The 20686-nt window shown below is 28.4% G+C and carries 22 protein-coding genes and 1 CRISPR repeat array; of the genes, 12 read left to right on the top strand and 10 right to left on the bottom strand.

Annotated elements, in window-relative coordinates:
- The first annotated feature begins 36 nt into the window (after nucleotides 1–36).
- Nucleotides 37–786 carry an AAA family ATPase gene (locus tag ACPB8Q_RS05270; RefSeq protein ID WP_423792136.1) on the top strand — a complete coding sequence of 250 codons (750 nt, stop codon included), beginning with the start codon at nucleotides 37–39 and terminating at the stop codon, nucleotides 784–786.
- Here ACPB8Q_RS05270 and pscS read toward each other — a convergent pair.
- Nucleotides 764–1882: an O-phospho-L-seryl-tRNA:Cys-tRNA synthase gene (gene pscS, locus ACPB8Q_RS05275; RefSeq protein WP_423792137.1), complete on the bottom strand. Its 1119-nt coding sequence runs from the start codon at nucleotides 1880–1882 to the stop codon at nucleotides 764–766. The two genes, ACPB8Q_RS05270 and pscS, sit on opposite strands and share 23 nt — an antisense overlap.
- A gap of 177 nt (nucleotides 1883–2059) precedes the next feature.
- Between pscS and ACPB8Q_RS05280 the strand changes: the two genes are divergently transcribed.
- Nucleotides 2060–2278, top strand: coding sequence for a sulfurtransferase TusA family protein (locus ACPB8Q_RS05280; RefSeq protein ID WP_423792138.1), 219 nt, complete (start codon nucleotides 2060–2062; stop codon nucleotides 2276–2278).
- Nucleotides 2279–2297: 19 nt separating this feature from the next.
- Entirely contained in the window at nucleotides 2298–2642 is a 345-nt protein-coding gene (locus tag ACPB8Q_RS05285; RefSeq protein WP_423792139.1) for a DsrE/DsrF/TusD sulfur relay family protein, read from the top strand.
- 60 nt (nucleotides 2643–2702) lie between these two features.
- Here ACPB8Q_RS05285 and ACPB8Q_RS05290 read toward each other — a convergent pair whose 3' ends face one another.
- The 4 genes from ACPB8Q_RS05290 to ACPB8Q_RS05305 are packed head-to-tail and all read right to left on the bottom strand — an operon-like array spanning nucleotide 2703 to nucleotide 7239.
- Nucleotides 2703–3905 carry a 2,3-bisphosphoglycerate-independent phosphoglycerate mutase gene (locus ACPB8Q_RS05290; protein WP_423792140.1) on the bottom strand — a complete coding sequence of 401 codons (1203 nt, stop codon included), beginning with the start codon at nucleotides 3903–3905 and terminating at the stop codon, nucleotides 2703–2705.
- A gap of 20 nt (nucleotides 3906–3925) precedes the next feature.
- Entirely contained in the window at nucleotides 3926–5218 is a 1293-nt protein-coding gene (locus ACPB8Q_RS05295) for a pyridoxal phosphate-dependent aminotransferase (protein ID WP_423792141.1), read from the bottom strand.
- An 11-nt stretch (nucleotides 5219–5229) separates the two neighbouring features.
- The gene (gene dph5, locus ACPB8Q_RS05300; RefSeq protein WP_423792142.1) at nucleotides 5230–6006 is read right to left on the bottom strand and encodes a diphthine synthase; all 777 of its coding nucleotides are present in this window, start codon (nucleotides 6004–6006) and stop codon (nucleotides 5230–5232) included.
- A 6-nt stretch (nucleotides 6007–6012) separates the two neighbouring features.
- On the bottom strand, nucleotides 6013–7239 hold the full coding sequence (locus ACPB8Q_RS05305; protein ID WP_423792143.1) for a UbiD family decarboxylase: 1227 nt from the start codon (nucleotides 7237–7239) through the stop codon (nucleotides 6013–6015).
- 25 nt (nucleotides 7240–7264) lie between these two features.
- Between ACPB8Q_RS05305 and cbiB the strand changes: the two genes are divergently transcribed.
- Nucleotides 7265–8197 carry a CobD/CbiB family cobalamin biosynthesis protein gene (gene cbiB / locus ACPB8Q_RS05310; RefSeq protein WP_423792144.1) on the top strand — a complete coding sequence of 311 codons (933 nt, stop codon included), beginning with the start codon at nucleotides 7265–7267 and terminating at the stop codon, nucleotides 8195–8197.
- Here the strand turns inward: cbiB and radA are convergent.
- Nucleotides 8172–9134, bottom strand: coding sequence for a DNA repair and recombination protein RadA (gene radA / locus ACPB8Q_RS05315; RefSeq protein WP_423792145.1), 963 nt, complete (start codon nucleotides 9132–9134; stop codon nucleotides 8172–8174). The genes cbiB and radA overlap by 26 nt on opposite strands.
- Nucleotides 9135–9355: 221 nt before the next feature.
- Between radA and ACPB8Q_RS05320 the strand changes: the two genes are divergently transcribed.
- Entirely contained in the window at nucleotides 9356–9982 is a 627-nt protein-coding gene (locus ACPB8Q_RS05320) for an NYN domain-containing protein (RefSeq protein WP_423792146.1), read from the top strand.
- Nucleotides 9983–9986: 4 nt separating this feature from the next.
- On the opposite strand, the gene ACPB8Q_RS05325 is transcribed toward ACPB8Q_RS05320, so the two are convergent.
- The 3 genes from ACPB8Q_RS05325 to fdhD form a co-directional block, all read right to left on the bottom strand.
- On the bottom strand, nucleotides 9987–10688 hold the full coding sequence (locus ACPB8Q_RS05325) for a 4Fe-4S binding protein (RefSeq protein WP_423792147.1): 702 nt from the start codon (nucleotides 10686–10688) through the stop codon (nucleotides 9987–9989).
- A complete protein-coding gene (locus ACPB8Q_RS05330; protein WP_423792148.1) occupies nucleotides 10681–11274 on the bottom strand; it encodes a hypothetical protein in 594 nt (197 codons plus the stop codon). The genes ACPB8Q_RS05325 and ACPB8Q_RS05330 overlap by 8 nt, the downstream gene beginning before the upstream one ends.
- 133 nt (nucleotides 11275–11407) lie before the next feature.
- A CRISPR array of direct repeats spans nucleotides 11408–11922; the repeat unit is 31 nt; unit sequence GTTTCCATCCTCCAAGAGGCACGATTTTAAC.
- A gap of 396 nt (nucleotides 11923–12318) precedes the next feature.
- On the bottom strand, nucleotides 12319–12963 hold the full coding sequence (gene fdhD, locus ACPB8Q_RS05335) for a formate dehydrogenase accessory sulfurtransferase FdhD (protein ID WP_423792149.1): 645 nt from the start codon (nucleotides 12961–12963) through the stop codon (nucleotides 12319–12321).
- 73 nt (nucleotides 12964–13036) lie between these two features.
- On the opposite strand from fdhD, the gene ACPB8Q_RS05340 reads away from it, so the two are divergent.
- From ACPB8Q_RS05340 to ACPB8Q_RS05360, 5 genes are all read left to right on the top strand, one after another.
- Nucleotides 13037–13285, top strand: a complete 249-nt coding sequence (locus tag ACPB8Q_RS05340) for a 50S ribosomal protein L31e (RefSeq protein ID WP_423792150.1) — start codon at nucleotides 13037–13039, stop codon at nucleotides 13283–13285.
- 5 nt (nucleotides 13286–13290) lie between these two features.
- Nucleotides 13291–13968, top strand: a complete 678-nt coding sequence (locus ACPB8Q_RS05345) for a translation initiation factor IF-6 (protein WP_423792151.1) — start codon at nucleotides 13291–13293, stop codon at nucleotides 13966–13968.
- A 14-nt stretch (nucleotides 13969–13982) separates the two neighbouring features.
- On the top strand, nucleotides 13983–15539 hold the full coding sequence (locus ACPB8Q_RS05350; protein ID WP_423792152.1) for a DUF5591 domain-containing protein: 1557 nt from the start codon (nucleotides 13983–13985) through the stop codon (nucleotides 15537–15539).
- 1 nt (nucleotide 15540) lies between these two features.
- Entirely contained in the window at nucleotides 15541–15996 is a 456-nt protein-coding gene (locus ACPB8Q_RS05355; protein ID WP_423792153.1) for a hypothetical protein, read from the top strand.
- A gap of 164 nt (nucleotides 15997–16160) precedes the next feature.
- Nucleotides 16161–18446 carry a S1 RNA-binding domain-containing protein gene (locus ACPB8Q_RS05360; RefSeq protein ID WP_423792154.1) on the top strand — a complete coding sequence of 762 codons (2286 nt, stop codon included), beginning with the start codon at nucleotides 16161–16163 and terminating at the stop codon, nucleotides 18444–18446.
- Here the strand turns inward: ACPB8Q_RS05360 and ACPB8Q_RS05365 are convergent.
- Nucleotides 18441–18770, bottom strand: coding sequence for an Sjogren's syndrome/scleroderma autoantigen 1 family protein (locus ACPB8Q_RS05365; RefSeq protein WP_423792155.1), 330 nt, complete (start codon nucleotides 18768–18770; stop codon nucleotides 18441–18443). The two genes, ACPB8Q_RS05360 and ACPB8Q_RS05365, sit on opposite strands and share 6 nt — an antisense overlap.
- A gap of 157 nt (nucleotides 18771–18927) precedes the next feature.
- On the opposite strand from ACPB8Q_RS05365, the gene frhA reads away from it, so the two are divergent.
- Together frhA and frhD are read left to right on the top strand one after the other, a co-directional pair.
- Nucleotides 18928–20136: a coenzyme F420 hydrogenase subunit alpha gene (frhA, locus tag ACPB8Q_RS05370; protein ID WP_423792156.1), complete on the top strand. Its 1209-nt coding sequence runs from the start codon at nucleotides 18928–18930 to the stop codon at nucleotides 20134–20136.
- A gap of 58 nt (nucleotides 20137–20194) precedes the next feature.
- Entirely contained in the window at nucleotides 20195–20686 is a 492-nt protein-coding gene (frhD, locus tag ACPB8Q_RS05375) for a coenzyme F420-reducing hydrogenase, FrhD protein (protein WP_423792157.1), read from the top strand.

A 20686-nucleotide genomic window follows, 5' to 3' on the forward strand; every position in this document is an offset into this window, starting at 1 on the left:
TTACGACAAAATATTAAAACTTTATGAGGCTTTAATATGAAAATAGCAATTGTAGGAAAAGGAGGAGTAGGAAAAACATTTTTAGCATATAACTTAATAAAATTTTTTGCAAAAGATGGTTTTAAAGTTATAGGAATAGATTGTGATAACAATCCAACACTATCATTAAAATTTGGAGTTGAAGATATAACTCCATTATCAAAAAGAGAAGATATTATAGAGGAGAGAACTGGAGCTAAGCCAAATACTTATGGGACTGTTTTTAAAATAAATCCAAAAGTAGATGATTTAGTTGATAAGGTTGGATATAAAGTAAATGATAAAATAACTCTAATAGTTATGGGGACTATTGAAAAATCTGGACAGGGTTGTGTATGTCCTGCTTCAACTTTGTTAAGGAGATTTTTAAGACATCTAATTTTAAAAAGAAATGAAGTGGTTATTTTAGATATGGAAGCTGGTTTAGAGCATTTTGGTAGGAAGACCTTAGAGAATATTGATATGTTAATTATAGTTGTTGAAAATACTAAAACTTCACTAATAACAGGGAAAAGAATAAAGAAATTAGCTAATGAGCTTGGAATAAAAAACATAAAAGTGGTTATTAACAAAGTTATAGATGATGAGTTTAAAAAATTGGTTGAAGAAGAGATAGGAGAAGTTATTGGAGTAATTCCATATGATAAATCAGTTGTTATGTCAGAATTTGGTAAAAGAATTAATAAAAAAATTGAAGAAGAACTTTTTAATATTTATAAGAAAATTAAATCTGAACTATCTCCTTAATAGAATTGACTACATACTCAACCTGCTCCCATTCTAATCCATAAACACTCATTTTTATCTCTTTAGTTACTCCTGGCTTTATTCCCCCAATACCTCTCTTTTTTAATTCATCATAAAAGAAGTATCCCTTTCTTTTATCTTTCTTAGCAATCTCATCTAATATTTTTGTTTCAAATAATATTAAATCATGTTCCTTAGGTTTAATTCCAAGTTGTTTAAAACCAATTTTTTCAAGTTCATCTACAACATACCTTGTTTTTTTAAGTTCTTCATCCCATTTTTTAACTCTCTCTTTCACATAATCAAAACTTGCCATTAATGTTATTAGAGGTAACCCTCTCAAAGTGCAACCTAAGAACTCTATTTCCTTTTTTGGATATCTTTCTGATGTTTTAGCTATTAAATCATCAAATTCATCCTCATAAAATAATATTCCAGAAGGTGCTGATGAGGCCATACTCTTATGTCCTGATGAAACAATAAGATCAGCTTTTAGTTTTTTTCCATCTACTGGCATTCTTCCAACAGTATAAGCACAATTTAGTAGGAAAGGTATCCCCTTATCTTTTGCTATCTTACCAACTTTTTTAGCATCATTTAAATTTCCAAAATTACCATCAACATGGGTTAATAGAATTAATCCAATACTTTCATTTTTATCTTCTAAATTGTCTATAACCTCCTTATATCCTTCCAAATTTATTTTATATGTTGGATACTCCTCAACATAACCAACTTCTGCAACATTTAATTTAGCTTTTTCAGCAGCAACATAACTTGTATAATGAGCATTTTTATCTAAAACAACATAGTCTCCTTCTTTACATATAGAATGCATAACTATATATTTTCCTTCTCTTGCTCCATAAGTTAATTTAGCTCTATCCATATTAATCCATTCAGAAACATCCTCTAAGAATTTTTTTATTGGTGGATTATCTACTTCTTCTAACTTCCCTTGACAAAAATCACAAACACTATATCCATCCCAAAACTCATAAATTGCTTTTTTTGCATCAGCAGGAAGAATTCCACCTCTTTGTATAGGATTTAGATTAATAAATTCCCTTGCTAAGTTTCTATGAAGATAGTACATTTTTCCACCAAAAATATTCACATTTATTATGTTTAAGATAAAACTTTATTGTATAATAATTTAACCAATGATATTAGTATTTTTAATACCCTCTTAGATTATTTAACTTTCTAAACTTAAAGCTTTTATTAAAATTTTCTAATAAATTATTTAAAATAAAAATTTTTGGTGAAGAAGATGAAGAAATTAGATGTTAGTGGAGATATATGTCCTATTCCAGTATTAAAAACTAAAAAAGCATTAGAAGAATTAAATCCAGGGGAAGAGTTAGAAGTTGTTGGAGATTATAAACCAGCATTAGAAAATATAAAAAGATTTGTTGAAAGTCAAGGACATGAAGTTGTTAAAGCAGAAGAAACAGAAAATGGATTTAGAATAATTATAAGAAAAAAATAATAGTTTGGAGGGATAATGAATGAAATTTACAGTTATAATTGGTTCTGCTCCTTATGGTAGAGAAAGAGCATACTCAGCTTTAAGGTTTGCTTTAACATCCTTATTGGAGGGAGTTGAAGTAAATATTTTCCTAATTGAAGATGGAGTTTATGTAGCTAAGAAAAACCAAAATCCATCAGATGTCCCAAATTATTTAGAGTTGTTAAAAAATGCAATTGATTTAGGAGCTAATGTAAAAGTCTGTGGTCCATGTTGTAAAGCAAGAGGTTTAAGTGAAGAGGATTTAATTGAAGGAGTAAAATTAGCTACTATGCATGACTTAGTTAATTTTGTTAAAGAAAGTGATAAAGTAGTTTCATTTTAACATTAAATTATTTAAAAATATTGTTAAAAAATGTTATTTAATGAAAAATTTAAATATAATTTAAGCACCAAATTTTTCATTTCTATTGGTTAAATCTAATAAAATTCTCATCAAATGTTCTCCTTTAATTGTATGTAGAGAGCCCTTAGCACAAGCAAATTCATTAAACTCTTTAACATCATCTATTCTAACACTCTTACCCCAAATAACTATTGGAACAGGGTCTGCTGAGTGGTCTTTAACTTCTATTGGAGAAGAATGGTCTCCTGTTAGAACAAAATAAACCTCTTCTTTGTTTATGTTTGATATTACTTTTTCTAAGAGCTTATCTATTTTTTCTAAAATTTCTTTTTTCTTTGAATAGTTTCCATCATGGCTTGCTTCATCTGCTTCTTTAACATTGACTAATATAAAATCATATTTTTTTAATCCTTCTAAAATCTCATTGGCTATACTATCATAGTCTCCAACTTTACACTCTACAACATCTAATCCAACCATTTTAGCTAAACCTTTTATTAATCCTGTCTCACAAACACATAATCCCTTCATATTATATCTTTCAGAAAATTTAGGAACTTCTTTGTAGATTCCTACTCCTCTTGGTAAAATTATATTTGCAGGAGGTAGTCCTTTTTTAACTCTTTCTATATTTATTGGATGATTGTTAAGTTTTTCATAGACTATTTTTAATAATTTATTTAGAACTTCAGCTGTTTTTTTAGATTTTTCATCTAAACTTTCTATTTTTGGAACTTTTAAACCTTCCTTGTGAGGGTCTCCATCAGTTACTTTATCCCCTAAATTCTCTCCTCTTAACACTAATGCTCCTCTATATCCTTTTGAAGATTTAAAAATTATTTTTACTCCATCTATTTCCAAGCCATCTATTTCTTTCTCCAAAACTTTTGCTTCTTCTTCAGAAATTCTCCCAGCTCTTCTATCTTTAACTATAAAGTTTTCATCAACAGTTGCAAAGTTGCATCTAAAGGCTATATCTCCATCTTTTAAATCTATATCAACTCCTAAAGCTTCTAATGGTCCTCTTCCTGGATAGTATTTGTATGGATTATATCCCAAAATAGATAAGTGAGAGGTATCACTTCCAGGCCTTATACCAACATCAATAGAATACATCAATCCATTAATTCCTTCTTCTGCTAATTTATCCATTGTTGGAGTTTTTGCTTCTTTTAAAGGAGTTAATCCTTCTTTATTTGGTCTATCTCCAATACCATCAACTATAAAAATAACTATTTTCATATATATAACCTCATAAAGTTTTATTCTAAGAATTCTTTTATTTTTTCTGCTATTGTATCAAAGATATATTTAAATTTTTTCTCATCACTTTCTAATAGTGTTATTCTAAATCCATTTAACTCTGTGCAGAAGGATGTAAGAGGAACTACACAAATTCCAGTCTCAGCTAAAAGTTGATAAACAAATTTTTTATCATGAGTATTAGGTTTTAAACTATCTACAAACTCTTTTAAATTTTTATTATTTATTTTTATCTCATTTGCTCCATTTAAATATGTATTATCAAAAACAACACTCATATAAAAAGCTCCATTTGCTTTATTTACAATAACTCCATCTATATTCTTTAATAAATTATATGCTAAATTACTTCTCTTTTCATAAAGTTTATTTCTTTCTTTTAGATAGTTCTTATATCTTCTATCTCCAAAAATCTTAGGTATAACTTTCTGGGGTAGTGTGGTTGAACACACCTCTATCAATTTAGCTCTATAAATACTATCTATGTATCTTTTAAATTCTTCATCTTTATCAGAATTATATACTTCAATCCAGCCACATCTTGCTCCTGGCCAAGGTAGTTCTTTTGAAATTCCTTTCAATGCTATTCCAGGCACATCATCAATAACATCACTTAACAATACTTGTTTTTTGTTGTTATATATAATATTACAATATATTTCATCAGAGATAATAAATAAATCAAATTCATTGGCTATATCAACTATCTCATCCAATATCTTTTTTGGATAAACAGCCCCAGTAGGATTGTCAGGATTGATTATTAGAATTCCACTAACAGCTGGGTTATACTTAATTCTTTTATATAAATCATCCATATCTGGGTACCAACAATCATGAGGATTTAAATAGTAGGTTAATGGAGGAGCTCCTGCATGTGCTGCCTCAGCAGATGAATGGGTTGAATATGAAGGGGAAGGATTTATAACTCTAATCTCTCTCCTTAATAGTCCATATATCTTGGCTATTGCATCCCCTAATCCATTGAAAAATATAATATCTTCCTTATTTATTTGAGCTTTTCCTCTTTTATTCACTTCATTAGCTAAAAATTCTCTTGTCTCTTCTAACCCTTTTGTTGGAGAATATCCATAACTTGAATCATCTTTAACTTCAGATATTATTATCTCTTTAATCCAATCAGGAATTTTTTCTCCTTTTGCTATTGGGTCTCCTATGTTTTCCCAAATTATTTCTTTACCATAATTTTTGACTTTCTTAGCTATCTCTACAATTTCTCTAATCTCATAACTCAACTCCTTAGCTCCAATATCAATAATTGGATTTCTCATTTTTTCTCACTTTAATCAATGTTTTCAGCTAAGTATTTTAGAGCATCTTCTTCCATAAAGTGTAATTTTCCAGGAATTATAATACAGTGTAATGGCTTTCCAAAGTCATAATTTATAAGATTCTTTATTTTTCCATAAACAATTTTAGGATTTAAAGAGCCAGCTCTTGCTAAGACAACAACTTTCATATCTTCATTAATAATATTTCCTTTCTCTTTTTTTTCCATATCTAACAATATCTTTAAAGCTTCATTAGCAGTCATAAACTTTTGAGTATCTTTCTCAACTACAATATCTAATAAACATAGTGTGTGTAGTCCTCTCTCTAAATTTTCTTTAATAACCTTGTAAGGTGTTGTTGGGAAATAGTTTTCAGATGGATAAACAATTGAAGCAGTTCTTCCAAATTTATAGAGTTGTAGGCCAGTAACTCCAACTGCTGAATATATGGAGGAGGAATGAATAACAACTGTCTCAACACCTCTTTTTTTTGCCTCAATAGCTAAATCAACATGTGTTGTTGCAACCATAGGGTCTCCAGCTGTAAGAAACATAATATTCTTATTTTTTGCTTCTTCAACTATTTTATATCCTTCCATCTCTACTTTTTCTCTATCTAATAGAATAATTTTTTTACCTAAAATTTTCTCAATTTTTTCAATAGTAGTTCCTGTTAATGTAGATGTGTAGAATTCAGCATATATTTTATCTGCTTTTTTGGCAAATTCTACTGTTTTTAGTGGCATATCTAACTCATCATAAAGCCCTAATCCAGCAAAAATTAACATGTTTTTTCACTCTTCAACTCTTTTAAATTTATCTTTTTTATCTAATGGGACAGTTGCATCAATCCCTATTTTTGTTGTTGTCTTCTCTGCTGATGGGTCTAAGGATGAACCCTTACATCCAGGAATTATTATAATATCTCTATCTCCCTGGACTCTTGTGGCTATTGCATACTCAACATCATTAATATCAAATATATTTATGTCTTCATCTACAACAACTACATGCTTTAAACTTGGATGAGCAGCTAATGCTGCTAATATTGCATTTTTTCCATCTCCATCAGTTCTTTTTTCTATTTGAACAACTGCATGTAACCAACAACAACCTCCTTCTGTTAAAACAACATTTTTAACTGTTGGAATTGTATTTCTTATAAATTTTAACATTCTTGGCTCTTGTGGTAGTCCCATTAAAGCTTTATGCTCTACCCCACCAGGAAGGAGAGCATGGAATATTGGTTTTTCTTTTCTTAAAAGATAATCTATTTCAATGATTGGCTGTTTTCTAACTTTATCATAAGTTCCTGTTATATCAACAAATGGGCCCTCATCATCTAACTTATCTAAAATTCTACCTTTTATAATAAATTCTGCCTCAGGAATTAACATTCCATCTAACTCAAAAACCTTTAAACCATTAGCTAATGTAGAGGCAAATTTTAGCTCATCAAAGTATATATCCCCAGATGTTGAAGCTGCTAATAAAACAGCAGGATGACAACCAATAGCTATAACAACATCTAAATATCCTTTCTCTTTCAAAGCTTTTGTATATAAAAAGTGTAAATGTCTCTGCTCAACCATTCTTATAACTAAATAGTTATCCTTAACTAAAATTCTATGTATTGACAAATTATATCCATATTCCTCATCTTTAACAATAACTACTCCACTTGTTATATAACATCCAGGGTCATTCTTATAGTATTTTGGAATTGGCCATTTTTTTATTGAACTATCATTAATATATAAATCTCTTAAAGAATTGTCTATAATAAACTTCTCTTTCAAATTTTCCATATTTTTGAGCATAAAAAATATAAAATCTTCTTTTTTTACATTAAAAAATTTAGCTAACCTTTCTCTATTCCATAAATTTCCAACAACTTCAAAACCATCAACATCCTTTATATATACAGGAGAGTTATATGTTTTTAATATCTTTGCTATCTCATTTCTGTTTGCTTTATCTATAACAATTGGATTTAGCTTTTCAACTATCTCTCTTAACATTACAATCCCTCAAAAGTGATTATTTATGATAAATCCTATTATATTATATTTAGCTGTTATCTTTGATATTGTTATTGGAGAACTTCCAGAAAAGATACATCCCACAGTATTAATTGGAAAACTTATTTATTTCTTAGAGGAATTATTTCCATCAACAAATTCAAAGAATAAATTTAGAGATTTTATTTTTGGGTGTTTTATAACATTGATAACAGTTTTATCTGTTTTTATTGTTAGTTATTATATTGAGAAGGTAATTATTTCCTTAACTTTCCCAATTAATATTTTACTATATTCTTTTTTATTATCTACAACAATAGGATATAAATCTTTAAAGGAATTTTGTATAAAACCAATTGAAAATATAGAAGATTTAGAAAAAGCAAGAGAGTTAGTTAGTTGTGTTGTAAGTAGAAATACAAAAAATTTGGATAGAGAGCATATCTTATCAGCAGCAGTTGAAAGTTTATCAGAGAATATCCCAGATAGTATAATTGCACCTCTTTTTTATGCTATATTCTTTGGACTACCAGGAGCTTTTGTTTATAGAGCTGTTAATACATTAGATGCTATGATAGGCTATAAGAATGATAAATACTTATATTATGGAAAATTAGCAGCAAGATTGGATGATATATTAACATTTATTCCTGCAAGGATTTCTGCATTTTTGTTAATTCTATTTGCTCCTTTATATTCAGGAGATATAAAAAAAGCTATAAAAGGGTTAAAGGAAGCTAAAAATGTTGATTCTATAAATTCAGGATATACTATGGCAGTTGTAGCAAATGCTTTAAATATTACATTAGAAAAGATAGGTTACTATAAATTAGGAAATGGAAAAATAACAAAAGATAAAGCTCTTAAAGCTTTTAAAGCAGTTGATTTTACAGTCTTTGGATTTTTGTTGTTATATACATTAATTTATATACTTAGTCATGGATACCTTTTTCAGTGATTCTAAAAGTAGCTTCTGCATCAGGGAGATGAGGGGAATCATAAAGTTTAGCTATTCTTTTATCTCCTTTAGCTTTCTTTAAGAATAATCTAAAAGTTGCGGCGTGTCCTACAATATTTCCACCAATAGCTTGCTCAGCAGGACCAAAGAAAGCATCAGGTCTTGCGGCAACTTGGTTAGTTACTATAACGATACAGTTATATATATCAGCTAATTTATTAAGGGTGGCCATGTGTCTTGCAAGTTTTTGCTGTCTTTCTGCGAGCTTACCCATTCCTGTAAATTCAGTTCTGAATGTAGAGGTTAAGGAATCAACGATTATTAATTTTATGTTATGTCCTTCATTTATTAAGTTTTCAACGTTCTCAGCATAGAGCATCTGCATATCGGAGTTATATGCTCTTGCTACAAAAGTATTCTCTAAAACTTTTTTGCCATCTATTCCAATAGCCTCAGCCATTTGTAAAATTCTTTCTGGTCTAAAAGTTCCTTCTGTGTCAATATAGACAGCTTTTGGCTCATTTAATAAGTCATCTTTTATATTGTCATCTGCAATAATTCTCTCAGGACATTGTAAATTTACACATGCTTGATGTGCAATTTGTGTTTTTCCAGAACCAAAAGCTCCCGCAAATTCAGTTATAGATTGACTTTCAAAACCTCCTCCTAATATACTATCTAAATTTTTACTTCCAGTTGATAAGTGCCATATATATTTTCTTTGTTCTAATATATCAGTTCCTTTTTTGAATCCTAATTCACACATCTTCTTTGCAGCTTCTATAATCTTAGCAGCTGCTTTCTCACTAATTCCTTCTACTTCTGTTAGTTCTTTTATAGATGCAGTAGCAATTTTCATAAAATCAGTATATCCAGCTTCTCTTAATTTTTCAGCAGTTGATGGACCTACTCCTGGTAGTTCTGTCAAATCATCCATAAAATAATCACCAGTAAATTTTAATTAATAAATGTAATATGGTGTATAATCTATATCTACCTTATAGATAATAAAGATTACTAAAAAATATTTGTTATATTTGGATATATTAAATTTACTTTAAATATAACTTTTGTGTAATTTAAATATACTTCTTGCCTTCTAATTTAGTATAAAATATTTAGGATTATTATATAATATAAAGTGATTAAAGTGAAAAAATGAACAAGAAAGTAGCAATATTGGTCGATTGGGAAAACTTAAAAAATACTCTTATAGATTGTAGAAAAGAACTTAATAGGAGCAAAAATGACATTTCAGTATTTAGTGCAAGTAAATTATTAAAGTTGATTAAGAGGATAATAAATCCAGATGAAGAAATATTTAGGATTTATGTATATTTATCTGAACCTTTAAGAGAAGCAAAATGTGGAAAAGAAATATATTGTATTGAACAAGACGAACACGGAAGGAATTTATATTTAGAAACTATAAATTTTATAAATGATTTAAAAGCTGAAGACTATGTATTAATAAGAAAAGGAAAAACTGTATTTAGGGGTTTTAATAGAAACAATAAGCCAATATTCATTCAAAAACAAGTTGATTTGTTAATAGGATTAGATATGTATAAGTTAAGTAGTGACAAGATTGTTGATAGAATTATTTTATTGTCATTAGATACAGATTTAATTCCAGCTATTAAAGTTGCAAGAGATAATGGTGTCCAGATAGTGTTACCAGAATATATTCTAAAATATAGACCATTAAGTCTTATGCTAAAAGAAAATGCTGATATTATTAGAAAGATTGATATAGTTAAACTATTTAAAGAAATATATCTATAGAAATTTACTTTATTGAAAAAGAGATTCCTCCTTTTTTACATGAGCTTTTACATTCAAAGCATCTTATGCACTCTTTTTGATTTACATTTTCAGTTATTTTTATTTGCATAGGACATTTAAATTCACACAATCTACATTTTACACAGTTATTGTTAGTTTTTAGGATAAATAGTGGTCTTATTGAGAATATGCTTAAAAATGCCCCTAATGGGCAGAAATATCTACAAAAAGTCATTGGTAGGAAGAATGATGCTATCAAGAAAGTAATTAAAATAATTAAAGAGATAACTGTTCCATAAAGATTAGTTAAAAATCCTATTGGACATACCTTACAGAAGGCATAGGTAGCTAAGTAATAAGTTAAAACAAGTGATAAAATCATAACTAAATATTTAAAATATATAAGTTTGTTATGTAGTTCTTCACTAACTTTTGGTAATTTCTTTAATTTATATATCTTAGCTCTTAACTTATATGAAAGTTCCATTAAAAAACCAAATGGACACATCCATCCACAAAAAACTCTACCAAACAATAATGTTAGAACAATAATTACTACTAATTTTAAAACTAAACTACCAAAAGAACCTTTTAATATAAACTTTTCAATTAATCCAAAAAAACAGAGGCAAAAACTTGTAAAAAATATAAAATAAATAAAAAAGAATATTTGAGATATTTTCCTCAATATCTGCACTTTATCCATTCAACCACCCAAACAATAAATCTCTTAAATTTATTGTTGAGAATAGGAAAGATATAATTTTGTCTATTATTGACTCATTATTGTTTTTAGCAGTGGTATTAGTAATTTTATTATTATTTTCAACTTTTATTTTACCCTCATCTATTAAACATTCAACAATAGCTCTTTTTACAACACTTGGAGATATTCCATATCTTTCTTTTATTTCTTCAATTGTGGTATCTAATGGAACATTTATTTTTAATTTTTTCTCAAGGTCTTCAGGATTTATATTATATTTTTCACAAATCTCTTTTATTGTATATTTTTTCAGCTCTTTTCCAGGGATATTTACATATTCATTTATAAGTTCATCAGTTATCTCAATTTCTGTATTTGTTTGTGAGTCTATATTATTGTTGTTAGATTGTTCATTTGTTGTTGGAGCTGGCTCACTATGGTCACATATTCCATTGTTATTAGTGTCTATATATCTTCCACACTCCCCTGGATATGTGCAATTCACTCTACCAAAAGGACAGTCATTCCATGCAAATGCTATATTTGTTAGCATTAGTATAACAATAATGGCTATTGCTATTCTCATATCCTCACCAACCTAATATGTAGTATTTTTACTACATATTGAATTTAAATTTTTATTATATAAATATTAAGTATATTATAATAATTTAAATATTTAAGTTATTAGATTAATATATGTAAAAACTTATATTAAATTAGTTATCCTCCAAGAGGCTCGATTTTAACAATATTTAAAAGGTATAAATGGTGAATGAAATGGATTACGTTTCCATCCTCCAAGAGGCACGATTTTAACTATTAACCATTTCCTATTTGAAAATATCAATATGTGTAAATGGTTTCCATCCTCCAAGAGGCACGATTTTAACCATTTTTGTTTTATTTGTTGATTTAAATTTATTAATTTGTTTCCATCCTCCAAGAGGCACGATTTTAACGAGTGTTGAAAAAATTGAACTCATCAAAAATAACATTGGTTTCCATCCTCCAAGAGGCACGATTTTAACGTGATTACACTCCCCAAATTACTGTTGATGATGTCCAAGTTTCCATCCTCCAAGAGGCACGATTTTAACAATGAAAAAGTTAAATGGAGAATTAATTACAACAAAGTTTCCATCCTCCAAGAGGCACGATTTTAACCCAACATAAAGACTTTACAGTAAATAAGACAGCAGAGTTTCCATCCTCCAAGAGGCACGATTTTAACAGGAATATTTTAGACATAATAACATTAACGACCTTCTCATATATAAGCTTTTCTACATAAAAATTTTCGAAGGGTAGGTTTCCCTATTCATTTATAATTCATTTATATACCTTCGAACTTTTATAAAAATCTTTCTATTCTCAATTATTCAATTAAAAATTTTTTATATCTAAAAACTAAACCAATTTATTAGGGATTTTCAAATATTAAAAGAAACAACTTAAAACTCCAAAAAATCCCAATAAATTATATAATCAAAATATATAAAATATTCAAAATATAGACTCCCTCTGAATTTTCCTAAAAATCCTTTAAATTAAAAATAACCAACTAAAACTCAATAAAATTAAAAAATAAAGATTTTTAGCGTGATAATTGTTATCTGAATATTTAAAATTATAAACCTGTGTAGATATTATATCTATCATCCCTTAGAAATCCAATTAAAAGAATATTATGTTTTTTTGCAAGTTCAATAGCTTTGTATGTTGGAGGAGATTTAGAGATAACAACAGGAATATTTGTGTTAATAACCTTCTTCATAATCTCTGAGTTTATTCTACCACTGTATCTTAAAATTAATTCATTCAAGTTATATCCTTTCCTATAACAGTAGCCTATAACTTTATCAACTGCATTATGTCTCCCAATATCTTCCACAAATACAATTAAATCATCTTTAAACATTGTTGCCCAATGAAAAGCTCCTGTTAATTTCCAATACTTTGGTTCAATTTTATAGGATATAGCTCTTTTTAAGCTCTCTTTAGATATCTTAACTTTATTTTGTCTATATTCTTTCTTATATCCAAATATACAAATGTCATTTTTATCTATTTCAACTCTATCAACAACATTTAAATATCCCTCAGAAATAGCAAAACCATAAGCAAAATCTTCTAAGTTATTTGGAGACAAAATAGAGGATGTTATATATTTATTATTAATATATATATTAACTTCAAATTCATCTGCCACATAATCATCATCTTCTATTAATCTATTGTTTATAAATCTTAATACTCTCACTTTTCTAATCATCTACACCACAAATTATATATAAATCTTTAATAGTTATTATCATAAAACAAATTTAAGGTTTTGGTGGTGAAACATGGAAAGAATATATACAATATCTTTTAGAGATATAATCAATAAATCAGTTAGAAAAAAAAGAGCTCCAAGAGCAATAAAAAAGATAAGAAACTTTTTAAAAAGACATATGAAAGCTGAAATAGTTAAGATAGACAATGATTTAAATGAGAAAATTTGGGCAAGAGGTATAGAAAAACCACCAGCAAGAGTAAGAATTAAAGCAATTAAAGAAGATGAGAATGTTGTTGTTGCTAAATTGGCAGAGTGATTTTTATGATAATAAAAAAATACTTCTCAGGAATTCCTACAATTGGAGTTCTATCTTTAACTAATGAAGACATAACCTTACTACCTATTTTTTTAGATGAGAAAGATATTGATGAGGTTAAAAATGTTTTAAAGACAAATGTTTTAAAAACAAATATTGGAGGTAGCTCTTTACTTGGTTCATTGGCTGTTTTAAATAAATATGCTCTTCTCTTACCAAAAATTGTAGATAAAGATGAATTAAGAATTTTAGAGAACTTCTTAGATGAATATGATATATTAATCCACATATTAAAATCTAAAAATACTGCCTTAGGTAATCTAATCCTTACTAATGATAAAGGGGCTTTAATATCTCCTGAATTAAAAGAGTTCAAAAAAGAAGTTGAAGATGCTTTAAATGTTCCTGTTGAGGTTGGAGAGATAGCAGAGTTGCCAACTGTTGGAAGTAATGCAGTTGTAACTAACAAAGGTTTGTTAGTTCATCCACTAACAGAAGATGATGAATTGGAATTTTTAAAAGATTTGTTTAAAGTAGAATATTATGGAAAAGGAACAGCAAATAAAGGAACTACATCTGTTGGGGCTTGTATAATTGCCAATTCTAAGGGAGCAGTTGTTGGTGGAGATACAACTGGGCCAGAGTTGTTAAGAATTGAAGATGCATTAGGATTAATTGAATAATGAGGGCATAGAAAATGTTGGAAGTTGTAGCTTATGATATTGGTAGAGTTTGTAAAGATAAAAATAACAATGAAACTCCTTCTTTAATCTCTTTTGATTTTGATGACTATATAGCTATGCCTTATGACTGTGAAGATATATATGAAAAGTTTGAGAAATCTTTTATTTTTGAGAAAGATAACATTAAATATCAGATTTTGAACTATGGAAAATATTTAGAAAAAGCTGAAATAAAAAAAGCAGATATTTATGTATTAATAGATAGTAGAATATTAATTCAAAGGAAAGAGCTAATACATATAAAAGAGATTAGACAAAAGATTTCTCCAAATTCAGCTATTTTATTTCCATCAGTTTATCCTTGGGAAATTCCTCTTTTAGTTTATCTTGGTGTAGATTACTTTACAGATTTATCTGACTATTTAGCTTCATTAGGATATAGATTAACAAAAAATAGGGCTATAAAATCAGATTTAGATTTTGAAGAATTGAGAGAGATAAATAAAAAAGTATATGAAGATATCCTTTTAGAGGTTAGAGAAGCTATAAAAAATGGATATTTAAGGAATGTTGTTGAGGAAACCTCTATATCACACCCATACCTTTGGGCAAATTATAAAAGATACAAACCTGATTTAAGATTTATCCCTCTATCAAAAGAAAACAAAGTTATTGTTACAGCAAATATTAATGTTCCTGAGGTTGAAAAGTATCTTGAAAGATTGGAGTTTTATGAGCCATTTTCAAATGTTGTAGTCCTTTTACCCTGTTCAGCTAAAAAACCTTATTCAACATCAAAGTCACATAGAATATTTAAAGAATATTTGAAAGGTTTTACTGTTGAGGAAGTTGTATTAACATCTCCTTATGGTTTAGTTCCAAGGGCTTTGGAGAGAGTAGTTAATTATGATATTCCTGTTACAGGAGAATGGAGTTATGAAGAAAAAGAGTTAATAAATAGGTTATTAAAATCTTTTATAGAAAATGTTAAGAAAAAATTTGGAGATTGTATTGTTATTGCTCATCTTCCTAAACATTACTATGAAATTTTAGAGATTGATTGTATAAAGACAGGAGACAATCCTCTAAGTAAAGAATCTCTTAATAACTTAAGGAAAATACTAAATGAATATAAAGATATTACAAAAAATAAAAGTAAGAAAGAGCAAATAATTCACAACATTAAAGAGCTTGCTAAGTTTCAATTTGAAATTGACTTTATTCCAGATGATATAAAAATAAACAGAAAAGAACAAATATTTTATAATAATAGGCAAATAGCATCTATAAATCAAAAGAATGGGTTATTAGTTTTAACTTACTATGGTGGAGAGCTATTATGGAATAAAGGTTTTAAAGATAGTTATTATATAGAGGTTAGCTATGATATAAAAAAAGGAACATTATTTCCTCCAGGATTTGTAGATTGTAATGACTCTATCTCTTATAAAGATGAAGTTATTTTCATTAAAGAAGATGAATATTTAGGAGTAGGAAGAGCATTAATGCCAGGAATTGAAATGAAAAAAGCTGAACATGGAGGATTAGCTATTATAAGAAAGGTGAAATAAATTGTTAGTGATGATAGCTGAACTAATTTTAATGAACGAGAAAGATGATGAACTAAAAGATATCTTAAAAGAATACTTACAACTAAGGGATGAAATCAGCTATTTGGAGGATATTTTAGATAATTTATATAAGATAAATGTATCAATAAGTGAGATTAAAAGACATAGCAACATTATAAAAAATATACTTCCTAATATTTCAAAATCTACTGATATTCCTGATTATCATAATATTGTTAATTTTATTGATTGTATTGATAAGTATAATTTTAAAAATTTTGAGGAACATATAATTAAACTAAGTGGAGAAATAGAATCTTTAAAAGATAAATTTAAAAAGAAAGAAAAAGAATTAGAAAATATATTATTAAAAAAATCTATAAGAGATATTGGAACTGGAAATTTAGAGAAATACTTTGAGTATCTTAAAAGACATAGAGATAATTATCAGGTTTAAGTATATAGTCATACTATTTTAAATCTATGTCCTTAACTTATGCTAATATATATAATTTTTTGTATTAATGAGTATTTATATATTCATAATAGTAGATTATATGTTAAAATTATTATATTAGATTAAAACTTATTTTATCTAATTAAAAAATAAAAGTGAGAGTTATGATAACTAAATGTCCTATATGTGATGGTACTGGAAAGAAGATAGTTGGTTATAAAACATGTCCTGTATGTGAGGGGACAGGGTATATTGATGAATTTTCACCAAAGAAACACATGAAGAGAGTTTCTAAGAGAGCTACTTATGATTTAGATTATGGTGAAATTCCATGTCCTAAATGTAAAGGAGAAGGAAAAATTCCAATATATGGAAAATGTGATTTTTGTGGAGGTAGTGGTAAGGTAGTTAAATGTGATAGATGTGGTGCTATAATAGGTAAATATCCTGATTTTAAAGATAGAACTTTATGTGATAAATGTTTAAAAGAAGAAGAAGAAAGAAAAAAAGGTTTAAGAAATGTTTATATCTTTGATGAAGTAGCCACTTTCCATGATGTTGAGCCAGGAAAATTCTATAAAGGGGTTGTAACAAGAATAGAAAAATATGGAGCATTTATTAATTTAAATGAAAAAGTTAGAGGATTGCTAAGACCAAGAGATATGGTCAGTTTGAGGTTGGAGAATTTAAAAGTTGGAGATAAGATAATAGTTCAAGCTATTGATGTTAGACCAGATAAGAGAGAGATAGATTTTAGATATATTCCTCTATCTACCTATGACTTAGTTCAGTATGAGAAAGAGGTAGAACTATACAAGATTAAGGATATTGTTGAGAAGTTAGTAGAGATGAGAGACCAAGTAGTTAGAGTTATTGGTGAAGTTGTCCAAATAGTTCAAACACCTGGTCCTACAATATTCACTATAACAGATGGAACTGACTTTACATGGGTAGCTGCTTTGGAAATAGCAGGATTAAGAGCTCATCCAGAGGTTAAAGTTGGAGATATTATTGAAGTTGTAGGTAGAGTAAATATAAGAGATGGAAGATTACAAATTGAAAGATTAAAGCTTAAAAAATTAGAAGGAGAAGAAGCTGAAAGAATTAAAAAAGAGATAGAGAAAGAAATAGATAAAAGAGCTGAGCCATACAATGTAGAGTTTTTAGTTAAAAGTGAAGTATTAGAGAAGTTAAGACCTAAAATGTTAGATGTGGCTAAGAGAATAAGAAAAGCTGTTTTAGATGGAAGACCTATAATTATTAGGCATCATGCAGATACTGATGGATATTCAGGAGGATTAGCATTAGAAAAAGCTATTCTTCCAATTATTGATAAATTTGCAATTGATGTAGATGCTATATGGCACTTCTTTAAAAGAAGACCTTCAAAAGCTCCATTTTATGAGTTAGAAGATGTAACAAAAGATTTAGTATTTTCCATAGAAGATTCTTTAAAATTTGGGCAAAAACTTCCTTTAATAGTTCTTATAGATAATGGAAGTACTGATGAAGATATTCCAGCAATTTCAAAAGCAAAGGCATATGGTATTGAAGTTATTGTTATAGACCACCACTATCCTGGAGAAGTTAAAGATGGAAAAGCTGAGATAGACGATTATGTTGATGCACATGTTAATCCTTATTTAGTTGGTGGAGATAGCAATTTAACAGCAGGGGTTTTAGGGACAGAAATAGCAAGAATGATAAATAAAGATGTTGAAGAAGAAATAAAGCATCTTCCAGGAATTGCTGTTGTTGCAGACCATGCAAAAGGAGAAGAAGTAGAGAACTATATAAAAATTGCCTTAGATAGATTAACAGAACTAAGTCAAAAGTATGGTAAAAAAAGAAAATATACAAGAGAGTATTTAGAAAAAATTGGATTGTGTATGGATTTTGAGGCATTCTATTTAAGATTTATGGATGGTAAGGGAATAGTTGATGATATCTTAGCAACTAATATAAAGGACTTTGGAAGACATGAGGATTTAATTGAGATTTTATATGAGCAAGCTATGAAGATGGTAGAAAGACAAATGAAAGCTGTTATTCCAGCTTTAAAAACAAGAGAATTAGAAAATAAAATTATTCTTAATACTTTGGATGTCGAAAAGTATGCACATAAATTTACCTTCCCTCCTCCAGGAAAAACAACTGGATTTGCTCATGATTATATAGTCCAAAAATATGGAGAGGATAAGCCAATATTAACTCTATCTTATGGGCCTGATTTTGCTGTTGTCAGAGCAACTGATGCAGTTCATGAAAAATACAACTTCAATCTAAATCTAATAGTTGAACAACTTATGGAAGAAATTCCAGAGGCTTCTATTGATGGAGGAGGACATGAATGTGCAGGTAGCTTAAAGTTTGTTGAAGGGTATAGAGATAGAGTAATTAACAGATTTATAGAGATTATTGAAAAATTAACTCCAAAAGTAGATTTATAATTTATCCTTAATTTTAAGTAAGATATAAATAGCTTCTCCAATTTCTTTAATTCTACTAACTTCATCCTCTTTTTCCAACTTATCAATTAAATATATTATTTTATTATTAATTATTCTATTCATATTATTAGATAGTTCTATATTATCATATTTTTTAAGTTTAATATCTTTATTTGTGGATTTTTTACTTATACTTTCACAAACTACACAGTAAATTCTACCATTCTTCTCTAATAGAGGATATCCACACTTTTCACAGTGTTTTGATAGCATCTTAGCTCCTTTTAATAACTCTTTTGAGATTAGTTTCATCTCTTCATTCATAATATCACCAATAATCATAATAAATAGTAATAATAAAGAACATTTTTGAACATATTTGAAAAATTACTCCCTTATATTTATTTTTTTAAAGTCAATGAAAATATAAATCTTTTTTAATAAAGTTATAGATATAACCAGGATTATTGAGGTGTCTATTATGGAAATTAGCCCAACAACAAGACATGAAGGGCATGGTAAATTAATTTTAGATGTTGATGATGATGGAATAGTAAAAAAAGCTTATTTTATAAATACTACACCTGTAAGAGGATTTGAGACAATAGTTAAAGGTAAGCCAGTAGAATTTGCACCTATTGCCGTTATGAGAATCTGTGGAATTTGTCAAACAACTCATGCAATAGCAAGCTGTGAAGCTATTGAGCATGCATTAGATATTGAAGTTCCAGAAGATGGTTTATTGTTAAGAGAATTAGTAGGATTAGGAAATAGAATGCATTCACATCCATTACACCACTTCTTAACATTTGATGACTTTGTTAAGAGTGATGAAGAAAAAATAGAATTAATAAAATTAGTCCAAAAGATGAGAAGAGTTGCTCAGTTAATTGTTGATGTTGTAGGAGGAGAAGGAATACATCCTCCAAATATAGTAGTTGGAGGAATGAAAGAAAATATAACTGAAAGAGCAAAATCTAAAATCTACTATGCATTAAAAGAATTTGAAAAAGATGCTTATACTATTTATGAGAAATATGTTGAAATGATAGAGAACTATTTAGAAGAAATTGGAATTCCTGACTTAGGAGCTCATAATTATCCATATATTGCAACTCACACAACTTATGGAGACAGATATGCAATAGATTGGAACAATGTTGTTGAGATTCCTCCACAAAGATACTATGAAGATAAAAAAATAGCTCTTCAAACATCTGTAAATATCCCATTATATAATGGAGTTCCATGTGAAGGAGGACCAAGAGCAAGATTAGCTAAATTTGCCAACTTTAAAGTTGGTGGTAGTGCTTTAGATATTAACATAGCAAGAGCAAAAGAGAACTTAGGGGCAGTTTATAGAGCATTTGAGATTTTAGATGAATTAAACATTTATGGAAAAACAAGAGCAGAATATGACTACAAAGATGGGTTTGGAATAGGTGTTCATGAAGCTCCAAGAGCAACTAACACACATATGGTAGAAGTAGGTAAAGATGGAAAAGTTAAAAGCTACAACATCATAGCTGCTTCAACATGGAACTTCCCAATAGTTGAGAAAGCAATTGAAGGTTATCCTCATCAATATGCAGAAGTAATTCTAAGAGCTTATGATATATGAGCTTCATGTGCAACCCACATAATAGTTAAAGAAGATAATAGAGTTATAGAGAAAAGAGAGTTCTTATAAGTCCCAAAGGGGAACCCTATATAGGGACCCTTTGGGAAAAACCTTTTGGAGGAAAAAGATGATTCCTGACTATCTTAACAAAGAAATTTTAATTCTTGGATGTGGAAACTTATTATTTGGTGATGATGGATTTGGATATTTTGTAGTGGAGAAATTAAATAAAATTCTTTCTGAGAAGGAAAAAGAGAATATCTCTATATTAGATGTTGGTACTGGGGCTGGAAGTATTTTAACACTCTTAGACAAAGATACCAAAGTAAAAAAGATTATTGTTGTAGATGTTATAGATTATGGACTAAAACCTGGAGAAATAAAAGTTTTAGATGTAAATGATTTGCCAGATATTGAATATGACAGAACAGATGCACACGGTTGGAAACTATCATCAATATTGAAAGATATTCATGCAACATTAGGAATAGAGATTAAAGTTATTGGCTGTCAAGCTAAATACATTCCTGCCCCAGATGTTAAAATAGGATTAAGTGAAGAAGTTGAAAAAGCTGTTGATAAAGCTGTTGAGATAATACTCAAAGAATTAGGTGATTGA

This window comes from Methanocaldococcus indicus (assembly GCF_049554935.1).
In the GTDB taxonomy this organism is placed as follows: domain Archaea; phylum AGJL01; class Methanococci; order Methanococcales; family Methanocaldococcaceae; genus Methanocaldococcus; species Methanocaldococcus indicus.

Bases quoted from the DNA above. Each gene is read 5' to 3' on its own strand.
- ACPB8Q_RS05270 (WP_423792136.1), top strand. From the start codon at position 37: ATGAAAATAGCAATTGTAGGAAAAGGAGGAGTAGGAAAAACATTTTTA.
- pscS (WP_423792137.1), bottom strand. From the start codon at position 1,882: ATGTACTATCTTCATAGAAACTTAGCAAGGGAATTTATTAATCTAAAT.
- ACPB8Q_RS05280 (WP_423792138.1), top strand. From the start codon at position 2,060: ATGAAGAAATTAGATGTTAGTGGAGATATATGTCCTATTCCAGTATTA.
- ACPB8Q_RS05285 (WP_423792139.1), top strand. From the start codon at position 2,298: ATGAAATTTACAGTTATAATTGGTTCTGCTCCTTATGGTAGAGAAAGA.
- ACPB8Q_RS05290 (WP_423792140.1), bottom strand. From the start codon at position 3,905: ATGAAAATAGTTATTTTTATAGTTGATGGTATTGGAGATAGACCAAAT.
- ACPB8Q_RS05295 (WP_423792141.1), bottom strand. From the start codon at position 5,218: ATGAGAAATCCAATTATTGATATTGGAGCTAAGGAGTTGAGTTATGAG.
- dph5 (WP_423792142.1), bottom strand. From the start codon at position 6,006: ATGTTAATTTTTGCTGGATTAGGGCTTTATGATGAGTTAGATATGCCA.
- ACPB8Q_RS05305 (WP_423792143.1), bottom strand. From the start codon at position 7,239: ATGTTAAGAGAGATAGTTGAAAAGCTAAATCCAATTGTTATAGATAAA.
- cbiB (WP_423792144.1), top strand. From the start codon at position 7,265: ATGATAAATCCTATTATATTATATTTAGCTGTTATCTTTGATATTGTT.
- radA (WP_423792145.1), bottom strand. From the start codon at position 9,134: ATGGATGATTTGACAGAACTACCAGGAGTAGGTCCATCAACTGCTGAA.
- ACPB8Q_RS05320 (WP_423792146.1), top strand. From the start codon at position 9,356: ATGAACAAGAAAGTAGCAATATTGGTCGATTGGGAAAACTTAAAAAAT.
- ACPB8Q_RS05325 (WP_423792147.1), bottom strand. From the start codon at position 10,688: ATGGATAAAGTGCAGATATTGAGGAAAATATCTCAAATATTCTTTTTT.
- ACPB8Q_RS05330 (WP_423792148.1), bottom strand. From the start codon at position 11,274: ATGAGAATAGCAATAGCCATTATTGTTATACTAATGCTAACAAATATA.
- fdhD (WP_423792149.1), bottom strand. From the start codon at position 12,963: ATGATTAGAAAAGTGAGAGTATTAAGATTTATAAACAATAGATTAATA.
- ACPB8Q_RS05340 (WP_423792150.1), top strand. From the start codon at position 13,037: ATGGAAAGAATATATACAATATCTTTTAGAGATATAATCAATAAATCA.
- ACPB8Q_RS05345 (WP_423792151.1), top strand. From the start codon at position 13,291: ATGATAATAAAAAAATACTTCTCAGGAATTCCTACAATTGGAGTTCTA.
- ACPB8Q_RS05350 (WP_423792152.1), top strand. From the start codon at position 13,983: ATGTTGGAAGTTGTAGCTTATGATATTGGTAGAGTTTGTAAAGATAAA.
- ACPB8Q_RS05360 (WP_423792154.1), top strand. From the start codon at position 16,161: ATGATAACTAAATGTCCTATATGTGATGGTACTGGAAAGAAGATAGTT.
- ACPB8Q_RS05365 (WP_423792155.1), bottom strand. From the start codon at position 18,770: ATGAATGAAGAGATGAAACTAATCTCAAAAGAGTTATTAAAAGGAGCT.
- frhD (WP_423792157.1), top strand. From the start codon at position 20,195: ATGATTCCTGACTATCTTAACAAAGAAATTTTAATTCTTGGATGTGGA.